The organism is Paraburkholderia sp. GAS42 (assembly GCF_050436565.1).
Classification (GTDB): Bacteria; Pseudomonadota; Gammaproteobacteria; order Burkholderiales; family Burkholderiaceae; genus Paraburkholderia.
Map to the genome: position 1 here is coordinate 1 of NZ_JBNDML010000014.1, position 22,131 is coordinate 22,131.

20 protein-coding genes and 3 pseudogenes are annotated in these 22,131 nt (G+C 59.4%); 7 read left to right on the plus strand and 16 right to left on the minus strand.

Annotation, left to right across the window (positions count from 1 at the left end; translation table 11 throughout):
• Window positions 1-51: 51 nt before the first annotated feature.
• Complete coding sequence (locus P3T16_RS20510) at window positions 52-231, minus strand: hypothetical protein (RefSeq protein WP_429343642.1); 180 nt, start codon at window positions 229-231, stop codon at window positions 52-54.
• Window positions 232-547: 316 nt separating this feature from the next.
• Here P3T16_RS20510 and P3T16_RS20515 point away from each other — a divergent pair, with 316 nt between their 5' ends.
• From P3T16_RS20515 to P3T16_RS20530, 4 genes are all read left to right on the plus strand, one after another.
• Window positions 548-766, plus strand: a complete 219-nt coding sequence (locus P3T16_RS20515) for a ribbon-helix-helix protein, CopG family (RefSeq protein WP_429343643.1) — start codon at window positions 548-550, stop codon at window positions 764-766.
• A complete protein-coding gene (locus P3T16_RS20520; RefSeq protein ID WP_429343644.1) occupies window positions 760-1,125 on the plus strand; it encodes a type II toxin-antitoxin system VapC family toxin in 366 nt (121 codons plus the stop codon). The genes P3T16_RS20515 and P3T16_RS20520 overlap by 7 nt, the downstream gene beginning before the upstream one ends.
• A gap of 111 nt (window positions 1,126-1,236) precedes the next feature.
• Window positions 1,237-1,728 carry an SWIM zinc finger family protein gene (locus tag P3T16_RS20525; protein WP_429343645.1) on the plus strand — a complete coding sequence of 164 codons (492 nt, stop codon included), beginning with the start codon at window positions 1,237-1,239 and terminating at the stop codon, window positions 1,726-1,728.
• A 10-nt stretch (window positions 1,729-1,738) separates the two neighbouring features.
• Window positions 1,739-3,010, plus strand: coding sequence for a DUF6880 family protein (locus P3T16_RS20530; protein WP_429343646.1), 1,272 nt, complete (start codon window positions 1,739-1,741; stop codon window positions 3,008-3,010).
• Between the two features lie 53 nt (window positions 3,011-3,063).
• Here P3T16_RS20530 and P3T16_RS20535 read toward each other — a convergent pair whose 3' ends face one another.
• A complete protein-coding gene (locus P3T16_RS20535; RefSeq protein WP_429343647.1) occupies window positions 3,064-3,432 on the minus strand; it encodes a hypothetical protein in 369 nt (122 codons plus the stop codon).
• 277 nt (window positions 3,433-3,709) lie between these two features.
• Between P3T16_RS20535 and P3T16_RS20540 the strand changes: the two genes are divergently transcribed.
• The gene (locus P3T16_RS20540; protein WP_429343762.1) at window positions 3,710-3,913 is read left to right on the plus strand and encodes a cold-shock protein; all 204 of its coding nucleotides are present in this window, start codon (window positions 3,710-3,712) and stop codon (window positions 3,911-3,913) included.
• Between the two features lie 323 nt (window positions 3,914-4,236).
• On the plus strand, window positions 4,237-4,470 hold the full coding sequence (locus P3T16_RS20545) for a hypothetical protein (protein WP_429343648.1): 234 nt from the start codon (window positions 4,237-4,239) through the stop codon (window positions 4,468-4,470).
• Window positions 4,471-4,687: 217 nt separating this feature from the next.
• On the opposite strand, the gene P3T16_RS20550 is transcribed toward P3T16_RS20545, so the two are convergent.
• The 10 genes and pseudogenes from P3T16_RS20550 to P3T16_RS20595 all read right to left on the minus strand — a co-directional run.
• Window positions 4,688-5,266: a phasin family protein gene (locus P3T16_RS20550; RefSeq protein WP_429343649.1), complete on the minus strand. Its 579-nt coding sequence runs from the start codon at window positions 5,264-5,266 to the stop codon at window positions 4,688-4,690.
• A 665-nt stretch (window positions 5,267-5,931) separates the two neighbouring features.
• Window positions 5,932-6,966 (minus strand): GSU2403 family nucleotidyltransferase fold protein, encoded by a 1,035-nt coding sequence (locus P3T16_RS20555; RefSeq protein ID WP_429343650.1) that lies wholly within the window; start codon window positions 6,964-6,966, stop codon window positions 5,932-5,934.
• Between the two features lie 173 nt (window positions 6,967-7,139).
• Window positions 7,140-7,529, minus strand: a pseudogene (locus P3T16_RS20560) (integrase core domain-containing protein); the annotation flags it as partial.
• Complete coding sequence (locus tag P3T16_RS20565; RefSeq protein ID WP_429343651.1) at window positions 7,415-8,713, minus strand: tyrosine-type recombinase/integrase; 1,299 nt, start codon at window positions 8,711-8,713, stop codon at window positions 7,415-7,417. The pseudogene P3T16_RS20560 and the gene P3T16_RS20565, both read right to left, overlap by 115 nt.
• A 91-nt stretch (window positions 8,714-8,804) precedes the next feature.
• Window positions 8,805-9,598 (minus strand): annotated as a pseudogene (locus P3T16_RS20570) (IS256 family transposase); the annotation flags it as partial.
• A gap of 930 nt (window positions 9,599-10,528) precedes the next feature.
• Complete coding sequence (locus P3T16_RS20575) at window positions 10,529-11,179, minus strand: hypothetical protein (RefSeq protein ID WP_429343652.1); 651 nt, start codon at window positions 11,177-11,179, stop codon at window positions 10,529-10,531.
• A 96-nt stretch (window positions 11,180-11,275) separates the two neighbouring features.
• The gene (locus P3T16_RS20580) at window positions 11,276-11,887 is read right to left on the minus strand and encodes a hypothetical protein (protein WP_429343653.1); all 612 of its coding nucleotides are present in this window, start codon (window positions 11,885-11,887) and stop codon (window positions 11,276-11,278) included.
• Between the two features lie 1,366 nt (window positions 11,888-13,253).
• Window positions 13,254-14,252 (minus strand): integrase domain-containing protein, encoded by a 999-nt coding sequence (locus P3T16_RS20585; RefSeq protein WP_429343654.1) that lies wholly within the window; start codon window positions 14,250-14,252, stop codon window positions 13,254-13,256.
• 96 nt (window positions 14,253-14,348) lie between these two features.
• Entirely contained in the window at window positions 14,349-14,693 is a 345-nt protein-coding gene (locus P3T16_RS20590) for a hypothetical protein (protein WP_429343655.1), read from the minus strand.
• Window positions 14,694-16,348: 1,655 nt separating this feature from the next.
• Window positions 16,349-16,826: pseudogene (locus P3T16_RS20595) on the minus strand (GDP-mannose 4,6-dehydratase); the annotation flags it as partial.
• 352 nt (window positions 16,827-17,178) lie between these two features.
• Here P3T16_RS20595 and P3T16_RS20600 point away from each other — a divergent pair.
• Window positions 17,179-17,445 carry a hypothetical protein gene (locus P3T16_RS20600; RefSeq protein WP_429343656.1) on the plus strand — a complete coding sequence of 89 codons (267 nt, stop codon included), beginning with the start codon at window positions 17,179-17,181 and terminating at the stop codon, window positions 17,443-17,445.
• A gap of 76 nt (window positions 17,446-17,521) precedes the next feature.
• On the opposite strand, the gene galE is transcribed toward P3T16_RS20600, so the two are convergent.
• The 4 genes from galE to P3T16_RS20620 are packed head-to-tail and all read right to left on the minus strand — an operon-like array spanning window position 17,522 to window position 21,892.
• The gene (galE, locus tag P3T16_RS20605; protein WP_429343657.1) at window positions 17,522-18,559 is read right to left on the minus strand and encodes a UDP-glucose 4-epimerase GalE; all 1,038 of its coding nucleotides are present in this window, start codon (window positions 18,557-18,559) and stop codon (window positions 17,522-17,524) included.
• 11 nt (window positions 18,560-18,570) lie between these two features.
• The gene (locus tag P3T16_RS20610; RefSeq protein ID WP_429343658.1) at window positions 18,571-19,719 is read right to left on the minus strand and encodes a glycosyltransferase family 4 protein; all 1,149 of its coding nucleotides are present in this window, start codon (window positions 19,717-19,719) and stop codon (window positions 18,571-18,573) included.
• Between the two features lie 56 nt (window positions 19,720-19,775).
• Complete coding sequence (locus P3T16_RS20615; protein WP_429343659.1) at window positions 19,776-20,633, minus strand: glycosyltransferase; 858 nt, start codon at window positions 20,631-20,633, stop codon at window positions 19,776-19,778.
• Window positions 20,630-21,892, minus strand: coding sequence for an oligosaccharide flippase family protein (locus tag P3T16_RS20620; RefSeq protein WP_429343660.1), 1,263 nt, complete (start codon window positions 21,890-21,892; stop codon window positions 20,630-20,632). The genes P3T16_RS20615 and P3T16_RS20620 overlap by 4 nt, the downstream gene beginning before the upstream one ends.
• Window positions 21,893-22,131: the final 239 nt, after the last annotated feature.

Here is a 22,131-nt window from a genome sequence, read left to right on the forward strand (position 1 = left end):
TTTCCTCCCTCGAGGCTTGTCCAACGCCTGCCCGCATGCGTCATCGTGCCCTCATGGTGCAGCAGACAAGGGCAGGCGTCGAACAACCCTTAACGGGAAGAGCCATTGCTGCTTCAGCACGGCGACCGTCCGCTCAGGGTCCGAAATGCGCCAGTCGAGCAATGCAGCCAATGGTATCTTCCGCAGTGCAGCAAGGCTCGATGACATCAACCACGAAATGCGGATAGCCATTTTTTGCGTCGTGCGCGCGTGAGCCGAGAATTCCGATTTTCCCCTGTCTGTCCGGTCGGGTGATCAGCCGCGTTTTCCGGCAGCATCCGCCGGCTGTTCGGACTCGGTAGCCTGTCGGCTGTGAAGCGAATCGTTGACAGCGATCCGGTGCGTCCGTGAGCCATCTTTGCGCGTGTCATTTAATTGCCGGCTGGGTGCTCAAGCAGGTCGCGACCACGCCGGTAACACGGTATCTGGAGTCCGCCGAAGTTGCGATCTTCCTTGCAAAGTAAGAGAGAGTGATATATGATATGTATATCATGCAACGGAGGCAGTAATGAGTCGAATCCTGGTTGACCTGCCCGACTCGCAGGTTGAAGAGTTGGCAGCACTCGTGGAGGCTGAGCACCGCCCTCGCGCCGCTGTCATCCGCGATGCGATCAACGCGTACATCTCGCAGCACAAGGCGGCGCTTGGGGCCGACGTTTTTGGGCTGTGGAAGAGCAAAAAAGTCGATGGCCTTGAATACCAGCAGGAACTGCGCTCGGAATGGTAAAGGCGCTCTTCGACACGAACATTCTGATCGACTATCTCGGTGGCGTCGGCGCAGCGAAAAAAGAGCTCGCGCGATACGAGTATAAGGCGATCAGCACGATCACCTGGATCGAAGTACTCGTTGGGGCGACAGCAGACGACAACGCGGCGATTCGTGCGTGGCTCGGCTCATTTGACGTTATTGCACTGGACAGTGCGATTGCAAATCGAGCGGTCGAGATTCGCAAGCAAAAGCGAATTCGCCTGCCCGATGCGATCGTTTGGGCGTCGGCGCAAGTAAACTCCCTGTTGCTGGTTTCGCGTAACAGGAAGGATTTTCCTGCGGATGAACCCGGCGTGCGCGTCCCCTACAAAATCTAGGGGCGTGATGTACGAACTCGTCGACAGTCCGACCAAGCATTGCATCGGACCCGTATCATTGTCTGCGCTAGCCGTGATTTGCGGCATTGCTCGAATCGCTTCTACTTACTGATGCCTCGCTCAACCTCCCTTACAGACGTCATTACCCTCGCTGACGTCCAGTCGCTGGTGGACCTGAAGACCTTTACTCGGGGCAAAGCCTATTTCCAGAACGGGGCGGTGTCGCGCCTTGAGGAGCACGACGGTGTGCTTCGCGGGAATGTGCGCGGCACGCAACGGTACAGCGTCGAACTTGGCGCAGGCGCCGACGGCGAACTGACGTACGAATGTGACTGCCCGGTGGGCGCCGACGGCATTTTCTGTAAACATGCGGTAGCGGTCGCACTGTCGTGGCTCGAGAACACAGGCGAAGAGGTGTTCCATTCCGACGACGCCGAACCGGCGAAGCCTCGCAAGAAGCGCAAAACGCATGAAGAACTGATTAGCGAGTACGTCGCGACACTTGGTGAAGACGCCATGCGCGACCTGCTGCTCGAAGCTGCCGAGCGCGACATGATTCTGCGCGACAAGCTGCTCTTTGCCGCGCGCGGCGACTGCCAATGACCTCCCAAGCATGAAGACTGCGGTGCGTCAGGCAACGCGAATTTCGCGACCGCTCGACTGGGGGGAAGCCGGAGCGTACGGGGACGGCCTGATGTCGCTCGCAGATATGCTGCGCCAGCGTCTCGTAGGGCCGAATGCGGCGCAGGTAGTCGAACTCGCGGAGCTGGCGATTTCCGGCGCGGAAAAGAGTCTCGAACAGATTGATGACTCCGGCGGTGACGTCATGCCGGCAATCATGGAACTTGCGTCCGTGCATCTCGATGCATGCCGCCGGACGGCGCCTGATGCAGCGAAGCTCGCGGAGCGGCTGTTCCGCTTGCAGACAGAGGGTGTGTGGGATACGTTTTACAACGTATTGCCGGCGTACGGCGAGCCACTCGGCGACGACGGATTGCGTCGTTACCGCGAACTGGTGGAGCTTGGGTGGGACAAGTTACCTCAGCTCGCCCCGGCCAACGACCTGCGCAGGTCGTTCGACCCGCTGCGGATGCGACTGGAGCGCGCGATGGAGACGCTCGCGGAGCTCGATGGTGACGTCGATGCACTGATTCGCATCCGCTCGAAAGACCTGTCTAATCCGTATCGTTTTTTGCAGGTCGCGGAGCTTTGCGCGAAGTATGGGCGTCACGACGAAGGGCTGGCCTGGGCGGAGCGCGGTCTTACGGAATCGGGGAAGAATACTGACGTGCGTCTACTGGATTTCAGCATAACGGAGTACTTGCGGCGGGAGGATTTTGAGAAAGCCGGTGCATTGGCCTGGCAGCGTTTCGAGTCGCGTCCCGTTGCCGAAGCGTTCACGGCGCTAATGGATGTCGCCACGGCAACCGGTCGGTACGATACAACGCGCGAGCGCGCACTCAACCATCTGTGGGCGCTTGTCCGCACTGAAGAGGCGCCGACCAAAGCGAAGCCCAGCCAATGGCAAACGCCGAGCCGCACCGAACTGGTCAAATTTTTTCTTGCCGAGTGCGAAAGCGAGACCGCATGGGAAGCGTTCTGCGGAGGTCCCGTGGCGATAAATATCTGGGCAACGATGGCGGCCGTGCGCGGTAAGACGCATCCGCACGACGCCATTGCGCTGTATCACCGACTGCTGCCGATTGCGGCCGAAAGCGGAACACGAAACGCCCGATATGACGAAGCGTTCGGCATCGTGCGCACCATAGGGAAGTTGCGGGCAGAGCTGAAGCAGCACGCACAGTTCGTTGATGAGCTAGAGACCGTTCGCCAGATGTATCGCGCCAAGCGCAACTTCATCAAGCTGCTGGCAACGTTGGGTTAGCGATACCGATGACAGGCGATAGCACGTAAGAGCTACAGTGTGGTCAGCAAATCTCACTGTGCCGTGGCTCGCTTCGCCATATTGTCCGCCGGTAGCATTCCCGGCAACGCCTCTACAAAGAAATCTGCTTGCAACGCAGCTCCAGCCTGCATGTCGTACTGTGCAAAGTCTCGCACACCCCCCGCCAGCAGGACTTCGTCGTCGAGGAAAAAATTTCCCGAACACTCTTTGGCAGGGCGCGTCAGAATGTAGTGCGCCGCGTCAGCGACTATCTCCGGCTTACGACACGCCGCAATCATTTCCGCACCCCCAATCTCGTTTCGCACAGCAGCGGTCGCGATAGCTGTTCGAGGCCATAGCGAATTGACTGCGACACCTCGGTCTTTGAACTCGCCGGCGAGCGCCAGGGTGAACAGGCTCATCGTGTATCAAATCATCACCTGGTACGTTCCGCGAATCGTTTGCGATGAGCGGTCCCACTTGGTCATCCGGTAGTGGGAAAGATGCCAATTGTGCGCCGCTACAAGTTCGCATACGGTTTACGCGTGGCGGTGTATTTTTTTCGGCAAGCATCGCACAATCGCGGCTACTCTAGTAGCAGTGGACCGTGACACTCCGTCGTCCGAAGACATCGAACGTATCTACGACGCGGCCGATGGCGTCGATATATCGCGGCTTTCTTCACTTTTGGAAACAAATATGGCAACCGGTACTGTGAAGTGGTTTAACGATGCAAAGGGCTTTGGCTTCATTACGCCGGACGATGGCGGAGAGGACCTGTTTGCTCATTTTTCGGAAGTGAAGGCGGAGGGCTTCAAGTCTCTTCAGGAGGGGCAAAAGGTGAGCTTTCAGGTCAAGCAAGGACCGAAGGGCAAGCAGGCGGCCAACATTCAGCCTATCTGACACCTGAGCGCACTCGCTGTCGCGCAAAGAATGGTCCGCCGAAGCGGACCATTCTTTTAGTTATGTGCCGTTTGTAAGTTGACCACGCTGCGCAGAGCAGTCCTCGCCGCCAGGGCGGCCGCTATCGCACGCATCCGTGCGCTCGGCGCATGTTCCAAGCTGCGCGGCAAAGCGTGCTGAAAACCGCTCAATAGTCACCGCTATTCCACACGTGGTCGACTGCACGCAGGGGCACTCTCGGCGTTGCATACTCGAACCGAAGCATACTTCCGTTGTCTACCACTATACGTGCGCGCCAACTATTTGCGCGAAGGGTAAGAACGATGACAAAGGAAAAGACACCGTCATATGAGGCGTTGGCGCTTGAACGGGTCGTCGGCGCCGCGCGAGAGGTATACGCGGCATCGACAGCGCTCGAGGTTCACTTCGGCGAGGAAGAAAGTCAGCAACCGTCTACACTCGTACTCGCCAGATTCGCCGCCGCCATGCAGGAACTGGGAGACGCGCGCGAAGCGTTCGACGTCCTGGTTTCAGGCGATCCGGAGCGACGTAGTTGATTGACCGCGTCGGGATGGGATGAGAACCCCCCGCTTTTGTTCGAGAGCACGGTCATGTACTTCGACGGACTGCTTACAGCGGTCCTCCAACCTTCATAACCGGCTGCTCCGTGACACTGTCAGAGGCGCACTGGTTGTCGCCCAAAAAGAACTCGCAAACAAAAAAGCGAGCAGCGCTCGCTTTGAACATCTTTTGGTAATGGCGACGTCAATGACCTTATTTCTTCTCGACCGCTTCGACCTGTTCGATTGCTCGTTTGGTCGGCCTGGTCGAGGAGGCAGACGCAGCGTTGACATTGTTTTCTGCGATGTCGACCACCTGTTTTGTTGCCTCCTGGGCAGCGCGATACGCCGAGCTGGCGGCCTCGCTGGCGGTCGCGAGAGCGGACTTCCATGCGGACAAGACCGCTTCACTTCCCGCCGGCGCGTTCTTTGCAGGGCTGTCGACGAACGTTTGTGCGTCGTGCTGTTGCTGTTTGAACTGTGCTTCAGCGGTCGACGCGAATTCGGCCTGAGTGCTGGAAATGATTTCGTACACATGTCGCCAGTACGATTGCACCTTTTCTGCGGCCGGTTGCACCAGGCTCGCCTGCAGCGCGAACAACTCCTGTGGGTCTTTGGTCGCAAACGCCTTGGCCAGGATTTCCTGACTTTCGGCAAGAGTCGATTTGACCGCTTGCGCATTCAGCTCGACCAGCTTTTCGGTGCCTACGAACGCTTTGGTCAAGAGACCGAACGTCGTTTCAAAACCGGCCTTCTGCGTGGCGACCAATTGTTCTGGGGCAAGAGTGCTCATCACTATCTCCGTAGGGTGAAGTGGCGAATGTCCGGGAGACCGTCGAACGCAATCACGAACGGCGAGTCGCAGAGTTGGAAGCGCTGTTGCGACGCAGCAAAATACGATTCTAGGGTAGAGCGCGCGAATGTCAATCGCATGTTGCGCGGTGTGGCGATGCACAGCGTGTGCGAGCGGCGCCGAATGCCCTGGTCGCGTTGGAGCACAACCGCGTTCAAGAGAGAACCCTGGTATCGGGTACCGCCTCCCCTGGAGGCCGTACATGGACGCTTATCAGGCGCGTGCAACTCCGCAGGGGGCAAGTCAATCCGTCGAAGCCGTTTCGGAACGCTGTGGAACGGCATGCGCAAGGTCACTGCCGCTGATGCACCAATGGGAGTCGCCGGCTGTGCCGCCACCGCCATCTCACCGGCCAAACGCCGGCGCACGCGTTGCAGGCTGCTCGCGCGTCGATACAGAAACAGTGATGAACCGCACTGTGCTGTCGCCACGGCCTGCAAACGAGACCGTCCCGTGTGCGAAGCACTTTCGCCCGCGCCCTTTGTCACAGTCCATTCAGAGAAATCCATGCAGGCTCTCTCGTTCACGAGGCGGGGTATTGACCGTTTCTGAAAGAATGCGAAATGGAACTGGCGAGGGGCTCTTCGCATATCGCGAGCATGCTGTTACTGGTCATCCAGATCGGCAAGAAAGTCGCGGGCACGCTCAGACAGGCCTGAATCTAGCCTCAAAGCCAGCGCCGCGGCCTTGGCAACCTTAGGACGCGCGCCTTCCTCGAGCTCGCTGGCTGCGGTTTGTAACCAGTCTGGGAATTTTTCCATCAGGGCGTCAATCAGCACGGTTGCCTGGCGACGGTCTTTATCCGCCTTGAGGGCACGTAACGGGTCGCGGAGCGTGCTGACAATCAATTTGTGAAGTGCGAACCGTGCGGGGTCGGGCAGCAGAACCGGAACGACATGCTCCTTGCCGAGGATGAACCCGCGCGTCGGGTTGGAAACCAGGTATCTGAAGTACGGAAGTCCCGTGGCGTGCGCGCGTAACTGGGGCAGCGATTTCGTCTCGTATGCATCGGTACCCGGCACGAGGAGGTCGACTTTCAGTGGCTGGCCGCGAGCCTTGAACGAAGTTGCGGGCTTTCGGGAGTCCAGATCAGGCACCTCGAGAAAGGGGATTCCGCTGTCACGCAGAATGTCGAGGAAAGTACGATTTTCCGGGATGGCGACTGAAATAGATCCAGCGCTGCCGATATCGATATCCTCAGTCTTGTAGTTCGCTGGCAGGCGAACGCCCAAGCTGTTCAGAAGCGCGCCGAAGGCGTGGGAACCGACGAGTACACCACCATGGCCGAAAATGCCGGCGTTAAACAGCGTGGCGATGGTGAGCGCCGACGAGTTGTCCGCGGCGGCGAAGCCGGCCTTCCGCAAGAGCTGAACCTCGGCAGCAATCGCGCGCATCTCTCCGCTCTCCAGCAATTTCGCGTCGAGCGCGGCGTCAGTGGAAGGTTCACCCGCACGACCCAATGACGTTTCCTTGTGTTTGCCTGACGCCAGATATATCCGCCAGTAGATGTATGTTTTCCCGTCGATCGTCTTCTGGGCAGCAGAGCCAGGAGAGTGCAACGGAATGTGCGTCTGCGCGCCGGTTCGTTCAGTGACGGACGAATACAGCGTCTGCAACGCGTCGTTGTGAAAGTTCACCATGAGCGGGTCAATTTATACCTTTAAATTGCATAGTAAGGTATAGATTGAAACCAGTCAATTTATACCTCATAATTTAATAATAAGGTATAAATCTTGCTGGTCCCAGTTTTGCGCGTGCAAAGTTTTGGCGATGGTCGCCGCGGCTGTGACCTGCCTGATTTCTTCGGGCCATTTCAATCTTGGAGAACGGCCTCGGTTGCTTCAGTTGAACAATACTGCTGCTTGAACTCGTCGGGCGTCAGGTACGCCAGACTTGAATGTGGCCGGATCGAATTGTAGTGGCGCCGCCACTGTTCGATCACTACCTTTGCCTCCGCGCGGCTGCGGAACCACTCAAGGCTCAGACATTCGTCACGGAATTTGCCGTTGAAACTCTCGTCTGCGCCGTTCTGCCATGGCTTGCCCGGATCGCTAAGCGCCATTTCCATACTGTTTTCGGCAGCCCACTTCAGGATGGCATACGACACGAATTCCGGGCCGTTGTCCGAACGCAGGTAGCGGGGCGCACCGTGAATGCTGGCCAGTTGCGACAGGACTCCTCCCGGTCGACCTTCGCGTAGATTGACGTGGTCATCAGGCGCCGATGGCGCAACACCTGGGCGACCTCGGGAAGTGCAACACCCGAGCGAACCATCTGGGTTGCAAGTGTGTGACGCAGTCGATGGGCGCTCATGTGAGGGAGGCCCGCGCGTGAAGCCGCGGCGGCCACCGCTTCTGTGATACCTCCGGATGAGAGCGCACGGTGAGGAGCGCGTGTACGCACGAACACGGTACGGCCCTGTGCGGTATCGGGGCGGCCACGTCGCAGATACGCTGCCAATGCCTGGCCGACATCCGCAGGCAAAGGAAGGCGTTCGATGCGCTGACCTTTGCCTCTCACCACGAGTTCACCCGCGCGCCAGTCGATATCGTCAAGATTAAGCATACGCACCTCTCCGGCACGCAAGCCCAGACGCGCAAGCAGCATTAGCATAGCGAAATCGCGTTGGCCGTGGTGGGTGCGTCGATCGCAAGCCGCCAGCAAGCGTTGCACGTCGCGCGTCTCCAGTGCGCGCGGCAACCCCGCAAGGCGCCAGCCGGCGACCGAGGGAACTGCTGTGTCAAGCGGCTGCGCGATAAACCCTTCGATATGCAAATAGATGAGCAAAGAGCGCAGCGCCGTTACTGTTAGCTTCGCTGAGCCGGTTGAGCGACCGCGGCTAGCAGAGAGCACAAATTGGATCAGGTTCTCCGGTCGCAGGCACTTCCAATCGAGTTCGCCATCGACGACTCTGGTCACGGCAAAAGCACGAGCCATGTCGACATATCCGCGAGCGCTGGTCGCGACAAGCCCGCGCACATCGAGGAGGTATTTGCGGTAGCGCTCGAGCAGTGCTTCGCTGGGACTTAACACCGCGTGCGCGCTCGCCACCGCGATCCCAACGTTACTGAAGTAGCTGACCAGCGGCGTCAGCGCCTTGGATGATAGCCACAACGTGTAGCCCTGCGCGCGCCGTGCATTCAGGAATTCGTCCAGGACCGAAGCGGTGAGCGTCGTTGCGTCCTGTCGCCTGGAAGCAAGCCACCGGCTCAGATGCGCAAGAAGCTGCAGTTGATTCGCAGCGGCGTTGAGTCGGTAACCTTGTGCGCTCAACTCCGCGGCGAAGCCGGCTGCGAACGCGGCGAGCGGTCCGGTTATACGGACGCGAGATGGATCTGACATGAGTTGTCTCCTTCTCCCAGTTGTGGAAAAGGAAGCATCGCTCATATGACCGGGATTATGCCGATGCGTACGCCACGTTCACCGCTGGCGCCGCCGCATCGCGGCGGCACACCGGCATAATCGGGAGGTGGGCATAATGAAACCAGCAGCGCTGGCCACGTGTCGCCGGAAACACTTCTTCCAGCGCAGCCCAGAAGCCCATTGCGCCGTCGCCGACTGCCAGAAGCGGACCACCCTGCAAGCCACGCGATTTCAGATCGAGCAGCAGCTCCTGCCATGACGCCTTCGACTCGCGATACCCGTCGCCGATTGCCACACGCTCCTTGCGCCCATCCGGCCTCACGTCGATGATCACCAGGAGGCACTGGCCGTCCGAGTTCTCACTACGCAGGCCGGTATGAATGCCGTCGACCCACCAATACACGTAGCGCGATTGCGACAGGTCACGCCGGCTCCAACTGGCATGCTCATCGGCCCATTGTGCCTTCAGGCGACTTACCACGTTCGCCGACAACCCGTTGGCGTCCTCGCCCAGCAGCACGCCCAGCGCTTCGCTCATATCGCCCGTCGAAATGCTCTTCAGATACAGCCACGGCAGCGCGGCACTTACGCGCGGCGACTTCCTCACATACGGCGGCACAATCGAGGAATTGAACTTCACACCTGATCCTGATCGATCGCGAACCTTCGGCACCTTCACCGCAATGGGCCGGCCGCCGTCAGCACCTCGCGCTCCGGCAGATAGCCATTGCGCACCACGGCACGCTGTCCCTGCAAGGTCTTGACGTTCTCGAACCGCTCCAGCAGCGCCGACAGCTCCGCTTCAATTGCCTGCCGGATCACCTGCCGCGCGCCCTGGCGCACCAGATCGTCCAGACCCAGACCGACTTCCGATAGACCGATGACTTCTTTTTCCGTAAACTTGCTCATGGTGGATGGTTTGTTGTTTGCTGGTTTCCGACTTCGACAATCAGATTCTCAGCTGAAACCTCCACCGCCTTCAATCTCCCGCCTCAATCCCCCCGTACACCACTTCCGACTTTAGCTCCAGGCGGCGCACACGGGGGAAGCGCTGAGACAGAGCATCGGCAAGACCTCGTCTGCACCCTCCGCGGCGCCAGGAAGAGGCCCTCATCAGCATGCCCAAAGGGCGGCGAACAGAATCGCTGTGACGCCAGCTCTGATTGATGTTCTGGAGGTAGTGACGCGGAACGTGGCCGATTTCTCAGCGACAGAGGGGCGTGTGCTCAAGCCACTTGATTGATAGTCAAGTCGCAACGACGACCTGTCCTGTCCGTCGTCGGATCTGAAAGTTGGTCGCGGCCAGTTATTGACCGCATCGCCCGAACCTGGAAGTCAGCGCATAGTCGGCAACATGCCCAGCAACCGCAGGAACGTTGGAGACGATCGGCGGGGTCAGCATGATGCCGGCCGGTTTGGTAACGTAGCGCGCTTGTTCGCAGACGGTTCCTCAAGGATAACGAATAAGTGATCGTGGCTCAGGAGCGGTCCTCATAAAAAAGTTTGCCGCAACGAATGGCCCGGAAGTTTTGGCGCCCGTGACGCCACCTGGCGTCACGGGTTTTGTTGATGCTCCGATTCCGGTCGAGGCTTTGCGTGAATTCTCCCGTCATCCTGAGGTCCCCCAGCACAAGAGCGAGATGGAGCGACGGCGGCTTCCCGATCTACCGAGAGACGCGTTGGGGCCGACTACTGGTGCCGTGCCGGAATCGGCGACGCGAGCACAACGCCCGGCCAACAGAAGCGAATGATCGACCGAAGACGCTCATTCGTTTCATCCCACACACGGCCAGCCCTGCACTTATCGAAACGTCGCTCGACGGGGTCCGAAAACGCCCGTTACAGGTGGATACCTCGAACTCGACATGCCTCTTCAGTCGCCGCGCGCATAGCCGCTTCGCCGCATCCGTCGGCGAAAACATGATCGGTAAAGGCGACTATTGCACCTGCGTCGATGTCGTCGATTCCTCCCATGAAGAAGCTGATTGCGCTCAGAGGCACGGATCCAGGGTGAAACCCAAAGGCGCTATGTTGAGTCGGAAAACCCTCTGCCAGCTTGCCAAATTTCCTCAAAAGAATTGAGCCGAGCGACTCCTGGTCCTTTGTGGCAGTAAGTAGTTCAGGATGCCTGAACAGGATCTTGGGAATTATTTCGACGCGTACCCCGCAGAGCCGGATTGCCTCCGGATACCAGAATTCGAGCATGCCAAATGCGATGTAGTCCTCATTCTCAAGGTGCCACATCACGCGGCCGCGACCGAGCTCGTAATTCGCTTCTGGTACACGGGTTTTCCAGTTGTGAAGAATTGGAAATTCCACATTGTCCGCGTGCAATTCCACGACATGAGGCTCAGGGTCTGTCTGGATCGCCCGGTCGTATTCGGTTGACAGTGCGTCTAGAGCCATTTCCGCATCAAGATGGTAAGCAACTGACGAAACTGCAACACCGACATTTTCGTTGATGTCATAGGGGAGGCGCACAATCTCCATGATCTACCTTTTCAGCAATGGGTCAGATACGCCGACGGATTCCCTGGAAGTCAGCCGCCGGCACGATTTGGGTAACGTCGCAGACGAGGGTGTGCGTTAGCCCGTTGTGGGGTGTGAGCTGATCGCGTCCCGGTCTGCGACGGCGGGCGATGAGTTCGGCGTTTGCGTCAAGGGGGTGCCACGAGCCTCCTGCGCCCATACCTGAGCGGCGCAGGGCAGCCTGAGTGCGTCGAACAGCCGATCGATGTCAGTGCGGATGCCCAGTACCATGCGCTGCGCAAGGACCTTTTTCGCGAGTGTGCGCAGCGTTTTCTCGCTCATTTCGGCGTCTCGGGCTTCTTCCAGTTCGGTCTCGAAATTCGCTGCGCCGGTAATTACAGCGCCGATCGGTACCTGATGCTGGAGCGCGCTCTCGAGCGCACGCGATGTGAACAGAACGGCGTCCTTCGTGCAGTTCAAAAACTCCGCGGCGTTCAAATGCTGCGTCACGTGAGGAAATGTGACCTCCAATCGGGCATCGCACGGGACGTCTGCGTACACCACGCGTAGCTGTGACTTCTCCATGCCGGCTTCTTCGAGCGCCTCGACAAGATGGAGCGCCGTCACCTGCGACTCATTCTCTGGGGTGATCGTCATAACGATCGCCGCAATTTCCCTCAGGGTGCCCCAATGTTCCCGAAGGAATTTGATCATCGCCTCCGCGGCCATCTGCTCAATATCGATGACTCCGCCGCGTGGCGAACTCAGGAGTGCGCCGTAGGCGTCTTCAAGGTGTTGTGACGCAAGGTGGCTGATGCTCGAAGCCGAGGACGTCTCGCGTTTCCGCGATTGTCCGGTGCTTACGAGCAGGCCGCCGGTCTTCGCATGAATGAATTGCGCGACGCAGGTCTGGATGGGCGCTGCATTGGTACGAAAATGAACAACGATGCTATGGGTCATGCTGGTGCTCCTGTGAGTAGTGAAGCCAGGTCGGTGTGGCAACAGGCGAAAAGGGAGAACGGTGCTACGAGGGACGTTCGGATTTTCGAGGGCGCGAAAGCGCGCGACTTCTCCACGGCGATCGAAAGCGGGGCTTCGGGGGCGCGGATTAATTGCTGAGGAGTGGGATGGCTGGCCTGATGACGGAAGGAGTCGTCAAAAAGACTTTATGAAGTCAGCGCTTTGGCGTAAAACGGGAGATTGCTGGCAACGAATAGACGCGCGATGCTGTTCTCTTTAGGGATGCTGCTGTATCGGGCGAACGCCTGACGTGCAGACCGCATGAAGATCGATCGGCGAGTTTGTGCTGTATTTTCAGGTCGTCTGGGGGCGAGCTATAGAAGCTGTAGACGCACCTGGACCTTGTCCAGAATCGCCAAACCGTGGTCGATGCTGGTTTTGCTCCGGTGTGGCAGGACGTTTCACAGCTGTCTCACTGGCGGACGCCAACCCAAGATCTCGTCAGGATTGAATTCTGCGTTGTCTTGTTCAATTGATAGTGGGGATGCCCCACATGTCATCATGTCGATGCCGAAACAACTCGGCTAGGGGAATTCTAACGTAAGACGAACATGGATTGCAACGGGTAAATGAGGACCCGTTGCTTAAGGTTCGGACTGCGTGTTAATAAAAATAGCGGCCATAGCGGGTAGCATTGGTGGTCCAAGTTTTAACGGGTTTTATCTCGTTACCGACGCTTCCTGCGTGCACGCCTAAGCCGTGGTGCTGCATTCTCATCCGAAAATCGAGTCGAGGAGATTGATGTCTGCATGGCTGCGCGGAGTTCAAACCCCTCCTGATAGTCACATCAGACCAGTCACGGGCTTGTGCAATCAATATCCAGTTCCTCGCCAACGATAGGTGACCGCGCGACCCTTAGTGTCTGGTCACCGCCTGTCTCACCAACTTCGTTAGCGTCAAGTGAAGCTTTCTTCGAGGGACAGCTTAAGCTGCAGGCCGGAAATCGCTCAGTCATGGCGAAATGTCGCCATGACTGAGCGAATACTGTCGGCTTTGCGGTTCACCTGATTTACGTGAGTGTGCCTTAATGTCTGGCGCTATAAGCTGGGCTGGCTGCCTCGCCATCGCTACCACCTTAAGCCGCAAAACAGGTATCGGGAGTCGCGTCTTCCGCTGATCGAGCTTTTCGCGCGGATGCCTGGGCGCTCCTGGTTCTCGCCTTCGGCTGGAGGGACGGGAACCTGTGTGCCACTGATTTGAGATACACGCGGAAGATCCAGCGGGCGCGCGTGGGTCCGTGGCCAAGGAGTTCGCTTAAAGTAACAAGCGCTTCAAGCTCCTCGATTCCCGCGTCGCGTATTTCGTTAGCCTTGTCACAGGCGTAGGTATACCGGAGCGCGTGCAAGGACAGCTCGCCCGTCATGCCGGCTCGCCGCAACCATGGCTTCAGTCGGTTGACCGCGCCCTTAAGGTTGTTATGCCTGCTACCAATGAGCTCGCCGCCGTTCGCGTCGCAGAAAGCGCATGCGGCCTCGACCGCCTGCAATGTCTCGGCGCGTCGTGCCATCAGGATTTCTACACGCCGGAACCGCTTGTTCTTCGCCCCGCGCCTGATGGGTAAAGAAACCTCGCCATTGCGTAGGGCCTCGCGCCATTCCTGCAAGGTTTCATTGCATTCAAGTGCCTCCTTCAGGCGCAGGCCGAGGAGGCGGCATAGCCAGACGATGTGATAGAGGCCTTGATCAATTTTCTGGCAACGTGCGAGAAGCATGTGAAATTCCTCGTCCGTGTAAGGGCGCCTTGTGCCTGACCGGTTTCGGCGCGGCACGCCAAGATCCCGATTTGTTGGAATCGTGGCTGGATTGACGCCGGCGTGACGCAGGCAGACGCGAATCGCCGCCAGTCTGTTGGCAATGTCACCAGGCTTTTTCAGGTTCAGAAGACAGTACTGCACGAATGGTTCGAGCGTATGAAGGGGCGTGTCCTTTACACGCTCGGGAAGCAAGTCATTCAGTTGGAGATAACGAAGGTAGAGCCGCCAGAGAAGACGCCGATTTTTCTGGTTTTCATAGCTACCTCCCGCCCTTTTGCTCAACTCGCTGACTTCGTGTTCGAATCTTTGTCGTTTGCCCATCTCAACCCCCGGTTAGCGCCGGCACGAACCGAAGTTCGCGCCGGCCAGACGCGGCTTAATGCCCGTCGGTTGCCAAGCACCGATTGCCAAACACCTTTAGGGGCGGGGTTTGCGTGCCCGATCTCGACGTGGGACAGCGAGTTTTCGGTTCGATGGGATTGTGGCGGGGTCGACGCCAGCTTGGCGCAGGCAGGCGCGAATTGCCGCCAGCACGTTGGCAATGGTGGCAGCGCCAATCTCGTTCCGAATGCAGAACTGCACAAACGGTCCAAGCGTGTGAAGGGGCGTGTCCTTCATTTGCTCAGGCAGCAAGCCCCGCAGTTGCAGATAGCGAAGGTACAGCCGCCAGGCCCGGCTCCAGCTTTCCTGGACCATGAAACTGCCTGCGATGCTGCTAATCAAGATCCTTGCTTCGTTGTCCAGCATGTGTCGGTCGCCCATATCAATCCCTCCAGGTTAGCGCCGGCGCGAGCGGAAGGTCGCGCAACGGCCAGATGCGGCTCCACGCCTGGCGATTGCCAGGCACCATTTCGAAGGCCGGGGCCATTGATCGCGTGTCAGGCTCGGTGGAGAGCCGCAGTAGCCTGGTACGCGTGCCTTGAGGGCATTGCTGTTGCCCGTAAGGGCGTTGCTGTTGATCGGGAGGTGCGCCGATATTGACGTTGAGCTTGGGGATCCCGCGCGATGCGTTGGATGGAACGTCGGTCTGCTAGCTTTGGAAGATTGATAGCCCGCGTTGGTGCACTGATGCCATTGGTTTGCAATGGCAGGCGACCGGGGCGCGCGCGACGCGGCGCCTGGGGCTTGCTGAATGCCAGATTCGGCAGGGGTGACCGAGCGCTTCCATTGCGTATCCGCGGGAACGCGGATGCAATGGACGCTGGGGTTTTGATTAGAGTGGCAGAAGGATGCACGGCGCCGCAAGCGGCGCGTAACAGACCGTTGCGATCCTTTCTGTGGCCGTCTTCCAGATACCTCCGTGGAAGCGGGTCACAGATGGCATGCGACGACAGACGCATACCTTCAGGATCGGCACGCAGGCCATGAATCCCTGCAGTGCAACTGCAAATTGCTATTGATGCCCGACTATATCGGGGAATTCTCGATCGGAGAATTCTTGACTACATGTTGCCGGCATACGGCGTTTGAAAAGCGGATACTCTACTACTGGCCCTCATTGAAGCACGAAACTCAGGGCGACGCAAGCGTCGCCCTGAGGGGATGACTGCAATGGATGCGGCGCGATCCCAATACGCCGGCAATCACGACTCACGGCGAACTCGATCGGCCGTTGTCGCCGCGAGTGTATCTGCCGCCTGTTTTCGCCCGTTTGCACCATTTAATCAGCACGGTCTGCTGTTTGTTATCCCTCGGGTTGCCCTGCAGGTCCTTGCCCGGGAAGCTTTGCCGTGCGCATCTTGGCTGGGCTCGGCCGGGCCGCATTGACTTTACGGTCATGGTCCAGGCGGGAAGCGCGGTTCGTGGCCTTCGGCAGGTCGTGTCAACGCTGTTGCTCGATGGATGCAGGTGTGTGCTGGAACGACAGGAAAAAAGCACCTGGCCCGGTGCTTTCGTTAGAGAGGGTGGCTTGTTGGGATTCTGCCTGGATGTGTACTGCATCTACAAGATGATGACGCGTGCATGGGTCAGAAGGCCGGGACGCCACCGCTTTTGCACTGATCGCAGGACCTGAAGCACGTTAAATTCAGGGCGGCTTTTGCCATGCCGTTCGCCACAACCTCCTCATTACCAACACGGCCGGAGGGTTTGCAATCGGACATCCGTCTTATGGGCAACTTCAGAATTTGCAAATGAAAGCCCTTGGGTTCTGGATAGCATGAATCGGGGGCACGCGTAAGCGCGCTTCGCTGAAAACGCCGCCGCTCAGAGAGGGCGGGATGATTTGATGATCCGGACACGCACGTACGACGTCGACGTGCAGAAGTGCGACGGTGTGAAGCAGGGCCATGCAAAGGCGCCGTGCTCAATCGGTTCAGGGGCGTGCGATGCGCACGATGTAGTGACCGGGAGGAGAGCGCGTCCGCCGGGATCTGATCAGGCAGAAAGGATTGAGACACGGACGTGCCGATGCGCCACGCAAGCCGCTTTGGATTCGTCGCCTGCCATCGCCAGTGATCCTCGCACATGCGCTCGATCCCAAACTGGGCGTGCCATCCAGGCCGCTTTTCTGCCGCGATCGAACCACCGAAGCATTGTGGGATATCGCGCAGGCCTGCGCGCCAACATTTCATAGGGCACGGACTTACCCGATGCTTTCTCAAATGAACGCACCATATCGAGCACGCCCCATCCCTGGCCGGTACAACGATTCACGACAAAACTCGCATCAAGTTTGACGAACGCATCGGGCGCCACAAGACGCCCGCGGTTGAGATCGATCGCGTGAATGTAATCGCGTACGCCTGTCCCATCCAGCGTGTCGTAGTCGCCTCCAAAAACGCGGAGCTCCTCGGGTTTGCGCACGGCAACCCGAGCGGCACATAGCATCAGATTATTTTGCATTCCGGATGGATCCTGTCCAGTAGGGCGGCGGACTTGTGCCCCAACAGGACTGGTGCGCATACAAAAACCACCGCACCATCCCGACCCACGCCATCAAGGTCAGATCCTCACCATGCGCGGTCCACGGCCCGGCCCGGTATCATGCAGCGGCTCAAAAAGTTCCGGATGGATTGCACGCGGGCGATAGAACTTGATCCAGCCTGGCCACCTCGGGTACCCGCGAATCACCTCGGCGCGGTGCGGGTATCCGGCCTCGCAAGATCGTCTGGCTTCGCATACGCCGGGGGGCGCAGTGCAAGCAATCATCGATGGCGGCCCGTTTCATGCATCGCCGCAGGCACGACGAATGCTATTCGTAAGGTATCGGGGCAGCGCCCAGGCGATGCCCGACCTGGAGACGATCATGAAACGGATAGCGATGGCAATGTGCGCTTTTACCCTACTGGCGAGCGCCGGTGCGTTTGCCCAGACCAACAGCGGTAAGCCGCAACCCGCCGACCAGCAAGCGGGCCAGGGCATGCAGCCGGGTAAGGAAGGCCAGAGCATGAGCCGCGCGGCAGAGGCGGGCAGCACCCACCCGGCCAGCGGCACGCTGATGCAACAACGCGAAAACGTGATGTCGCGGCAAGGCGCGTCGGGCGACGACGCAACGGGCAAGATGAAACAGTAGCGGACGATCGCGCACGCTGTACGCACGACGATCGCGTCCGTTCGCCCGGCGAGTGCAGATCGCGGCGCGCAAAAGACTATGCTGCGTCGAACCCGTTGGGGTTCATCGACTGCCAGCGCCAATGATCCGCGCACATGCGCTCGATGCCGAACTGCGCGCGCCATCCGAGAAGCTTTTCTGCCGCAGTGGGATTGGCGAAGCATTGTGCAATATCCCCGGGGCGGCGCGCGACGATTTCATAAGGCACCGGCTTGCCCGACGCCTTTTCAAATGCGCGCACGACATCCAGCACGCTATACCCCTGGCCCGTGCCAAGGTTCACAACAAACCCCGAGTCGAGATTGACGAGCGCATCGAGTGCCGCAAGATGCCCGCGCGCAAGATCGACCACGTGAATGTAATCGCGCACGCCCGTGCCATCAGGAGTGTCGTAATCGCCTCCAAATACGCGGAGCTTCTCGAGCTTGCCTACGGCAACCTGTGCGACATATGGCATCAGATTATTGGGCACGCCAGAGGGGTCTTCCCCAATCAGGCCACTCACATGTGAGCCAACAGGATTAAAATACCTTAGGATTGCGAATTTCCATGACGGATCCGTAACTTCAATGTCGCGCATCACCTGCTCGGCAATGAGCTTCGACTGTCCGTACGGATTCGTCGCGGAAAGCGGAAACGATTCGTCGATCGGCGAGCTTTCCGGCACGCCATAAACAGTCGCCGACGAACTGAACACGAACTGCTTCACGTCGCGCTCGCGCATCACATCGAGCAGCACAAGCAGACTGTCGACGTTGTTGCGGTAATACTGGATCGGTTTCGCCACCGATTCGCCCACCGCCTTGAGCGCCGCAAAGTGGATCGCTCCAGTGACCGGATGCGCGTCGAAAATGCCCTTCAACGCCGCTTCATCGCGCGCGTCGGCTTCGTAGAACGCGAGCTTCTTGCCGGTGATCTTCTCGACACGTTTGAGCGACTCGGGATTGCTGTTCACGAGGTTGTCGATGACCACCACGTCATAGCCGCCGTTCAACAATTCGACGCACGTGTGGGAGCCGATAAAACCTGCTCCGCCTGTCACCAGGATCGTGCCCTTCGCGTTTGTTGCAGACATGCTTTACTCCGTTAAAGTGAAACGCCCGTCAAGGTGTGCAGCAGGTCTTTATATCGTTCGACGACGACCCGTTCGTCGAATTCCGACGCGACTTTCTTTCGGCCGCGTTCGCCCATCGCGCGGCGTTCATCGCCGCTCATGTCGAGCATCTGTGCGAGCTTCGCGGTAAGACTATCTGCGCTCTTCACCTCGCACAGCAATCCATTCACGCCGTCGGCCACCACTTCGCGGCAACCCGGCACATCCGTTGCGACGATCGGCCGGCCCATTGCCGATGCTTCCATCAGCGTGCGCGGCACGCCCTCACGATACGACGGCAAAACTACGCAGTCAGCATCGACAATAAAAGGCCGCACGTCGTGCGCTTCGCCCGCGTACTCGATCACGCCTTCGCGCTGCCACGCGTCGACCTCATCGCGCGTAATCGCGCTGGGGTTGTCGACGCCAACCGGCCCGAGCAGCAGGAAGCGCGCATGCGGATAACGCGCACGTAGCCGGCGCGCCGCTTCGACATACTCGCCCACGCCCTTGTCCCACAGCAGACGGCCGATCAGCACGAAGGTGAACCGCTCCCGCTCCACCAGCGGCGCGAACGCGAACTGGTCGAGATCGACGCCTTCGCCGTGTAGCAACCTGGCACGCTCTGGATACACCAGCAGCTTCTGGTCGACAAAAGCGGCTTCATCGTCATGATTCAGGAACCAGATCTCGCGCGGGAAGCGGAAAGCAAAACGGTACAGTTTTTTGGCGACCTGCGCCGCGCGGCTCTGCTGGATGAATACGTAGCCGAGTCCGGTCGTCACCGCGACCGATGCCACGCCCGCCAGTTTCGCCGCAATCGAGCCATAGATATTCGGTTTGATCGTGTAGTGGAACACAACGTCCGGACGGATTGTCCGGTAGAGCCGATACAGCGCCCAGAACGTACGCAGATCGTCGCGGGGGCTCGTGCCTTTCGAAGCAACCGGCAGATCGATGCAGCGGCAGCCCATTTCCGTCAGCAGGTCGAACGTGCGATCGCGCGGCGCGATCACGGTCACATCGACGCCCTTGCTGACGAGCATGCGGATCAGCCCCTGACGATACGTATAGATCGCCCACGCCGTATTACAGACAAGACTGATGCGCAGAATGCTAACCGACGTTCCAGAAGACTTCATTCGAATTTCGTAAAGAGAGTAACTGCGGGTAACTGCGGGTAACTGCCAGATGAGGCTCAACCTGCTGCCCGCGAGGCGAACAGGGTGCGCTTGATCCGTTGCAACGCGCTATAGGGCACGACGAAATGCAGCAGGTTTTTAGCGAGCCCGAGCCAGTCGTAGACATTGGCTGGGTTGAAGTAATGCAGTTGCAGCTTCAACGTCGAGCTGATCTGCTGACGGCGTTTCGTCGCGCTGATGCCGCCTTCGTTGAGTTCGTAGTACAGGCCCAGTTCGGCGAGATTTGCGCAGTCGTAGCGTTCCATCAGGCGCAGGAACAGATCGAGATCTTCCGCGGAACGATATGCCGCACGATAGTTGCCGACGGCGCGCACGGCGTCGATACGCAGCATCATTGAAGGATGCACGAAGCAGCCGCGAAAGAAGCGGATGCGGCGGATCGCCTGCGGATCAGCGGGCGGGCTCAGCATGAAAACCGGCGTGCCGTCGCGCGTGACGACCTGCGCCCACATGCCGAGGCCTGCGCTCTGCGGGTGCGCTTCGAGATATGCGCGCTGTTTCGCGAGCCGCTGCGGCACCGTGCGATCGCCCGCGTCGATGCGCGCGGCGTAGCGGAAACCGCGCTCGGCGAGCGCATCGATGCCCGTTTGCAGGGCGCGCTCGATGCCGCCGTTCTTCGGCATGCGCAGCACTTCGATCGACATGTTCGCAATCGCGGGCGCGACGATCGGTGGCGTGCTGCCGTCGTCGACGATCAGGGCGTAGATGGGCGCGTCTTCGCTGAACGACGCAAGCGTGCGGTCCACATCGGCCTGGCCGTTGTAAGCGGGCATCAGGATCGCGACGTCACTGAGCGCGCCCACGCGAGGCGCGCCACCAGTCAGGTTCGCGGATAACGGCACAGATGAACTCATGGACGCAGCTTGAAACGGATGTAGTAAAGATTGACGGCCGCAGCGGCCAGATAACCGGCCGCCAGCCCGACGAGCGGACCATATGCGCCCAGACGCGGAATCATCAGCAGATTGACGGCGAAAGCCACCGCAAGCGCCAGCAGCCACTTCGACAGCAAGACGAATTTCGCCTGATATTTCAGCACGACGAGGTTGCCGATCGCCTCGATGCCTGCTGGCACGGAGAGCCATACAGCCCAGCGGAAAATCCCGATCGCGCCTTCATACGACGGCCCGAACACACGGCTGATGATGAACCCGGCCAGCAGATCCAGCACCAGCGCGCCGCCCACCATCAGCAGCGCGGTCATCGCCATCAGCCGCCACATGTTGCGCCGCAGTCGCCCGGCGTCCTGCACACGGTAGACAAAGGCGGGCGCGAGCGTCTGCGCGAGCATCAGCGCGAGCGTGATCCAGTTCTCGTTCAACTGCTGCGCAGCGGAATAGCGCCCAAGATCGGCAAACGAGATCGTGCGTTCGAGCATCAGCCGGTCGAGCTTGAGAAACAGATACATGCAGATGAGCCCGAGCCAGAACACCGTGCCCGCGGTCGCGAAATGACGGAAGAGCGAGCGGTCGAGATGCCAGCCGAGCTTGCCGCCATGCCGGTGCATGTAATACACCAGCAGCACGCCGCCGATCGCCGCCGATTCGAGCGCCCACAGCCAGCCGAATCCCGACGGCGCGGCCGCCGCGCGCACCAGCAGCCAGACGAGCGCGGCCTTGAAGAGGGCCGTCGTCATGCTGGTGAGCAGCTGTGGCTTGCTGTAGGTCATGCTTTGCAGCCACGCATTGATCACGCCGACGAACGGCTCGCGAAACAGCATCGTGACGGCCAGCCCCGCGAGCATTGCGCCGACGAGCGGATCGGTCAGCCCCGCCGCGATCCCGGCCCACGTCAGGAGCAGGGCAACCGCTGAAACCGACAGTCGCAGCACAAACGCGCTGCCGAGCACCGTGCCGAGCTGTTCAGATGAACGATGGACGATGGTCGGCACGAGAATTTCCGCGCCGCACACCCAGGTGATGGGAGACAGCACCAGCAGCAGCGTATTGGCGTACTGCCATTTGCCGAACGTGTCCGGGCCGAAATAACGCGCCAGCACGCCGCTGATCGCGATCGCAACGGCAATCTGCGTGAGCCGCTCCAGCCCCAGCCAGACGATGTTGGCGAACGCTTTCGTGACATCCGGACTGGCGAAGCGCCTGAGCGTCAGCATCCGCGGCCCGCGAGTGCCGGGGTGCGCGACTGGATTCGCCCTTCAGCACGCGTCGTGCCTGCCCCGATGGAAGGACGACTGGATACGTGAGCGCATGCCCGCCTCGTCGCACGCCGTGGCAACTTTATGAGGGAGACGCGTCTAAGCATTAGAATGGCGCCAGAAGGCGTATCTGAAAAACCGCAATTATAAGTTGGAACCGGACCGCTTCCGGCAAGGGCGCCATGCGGTCATCATGG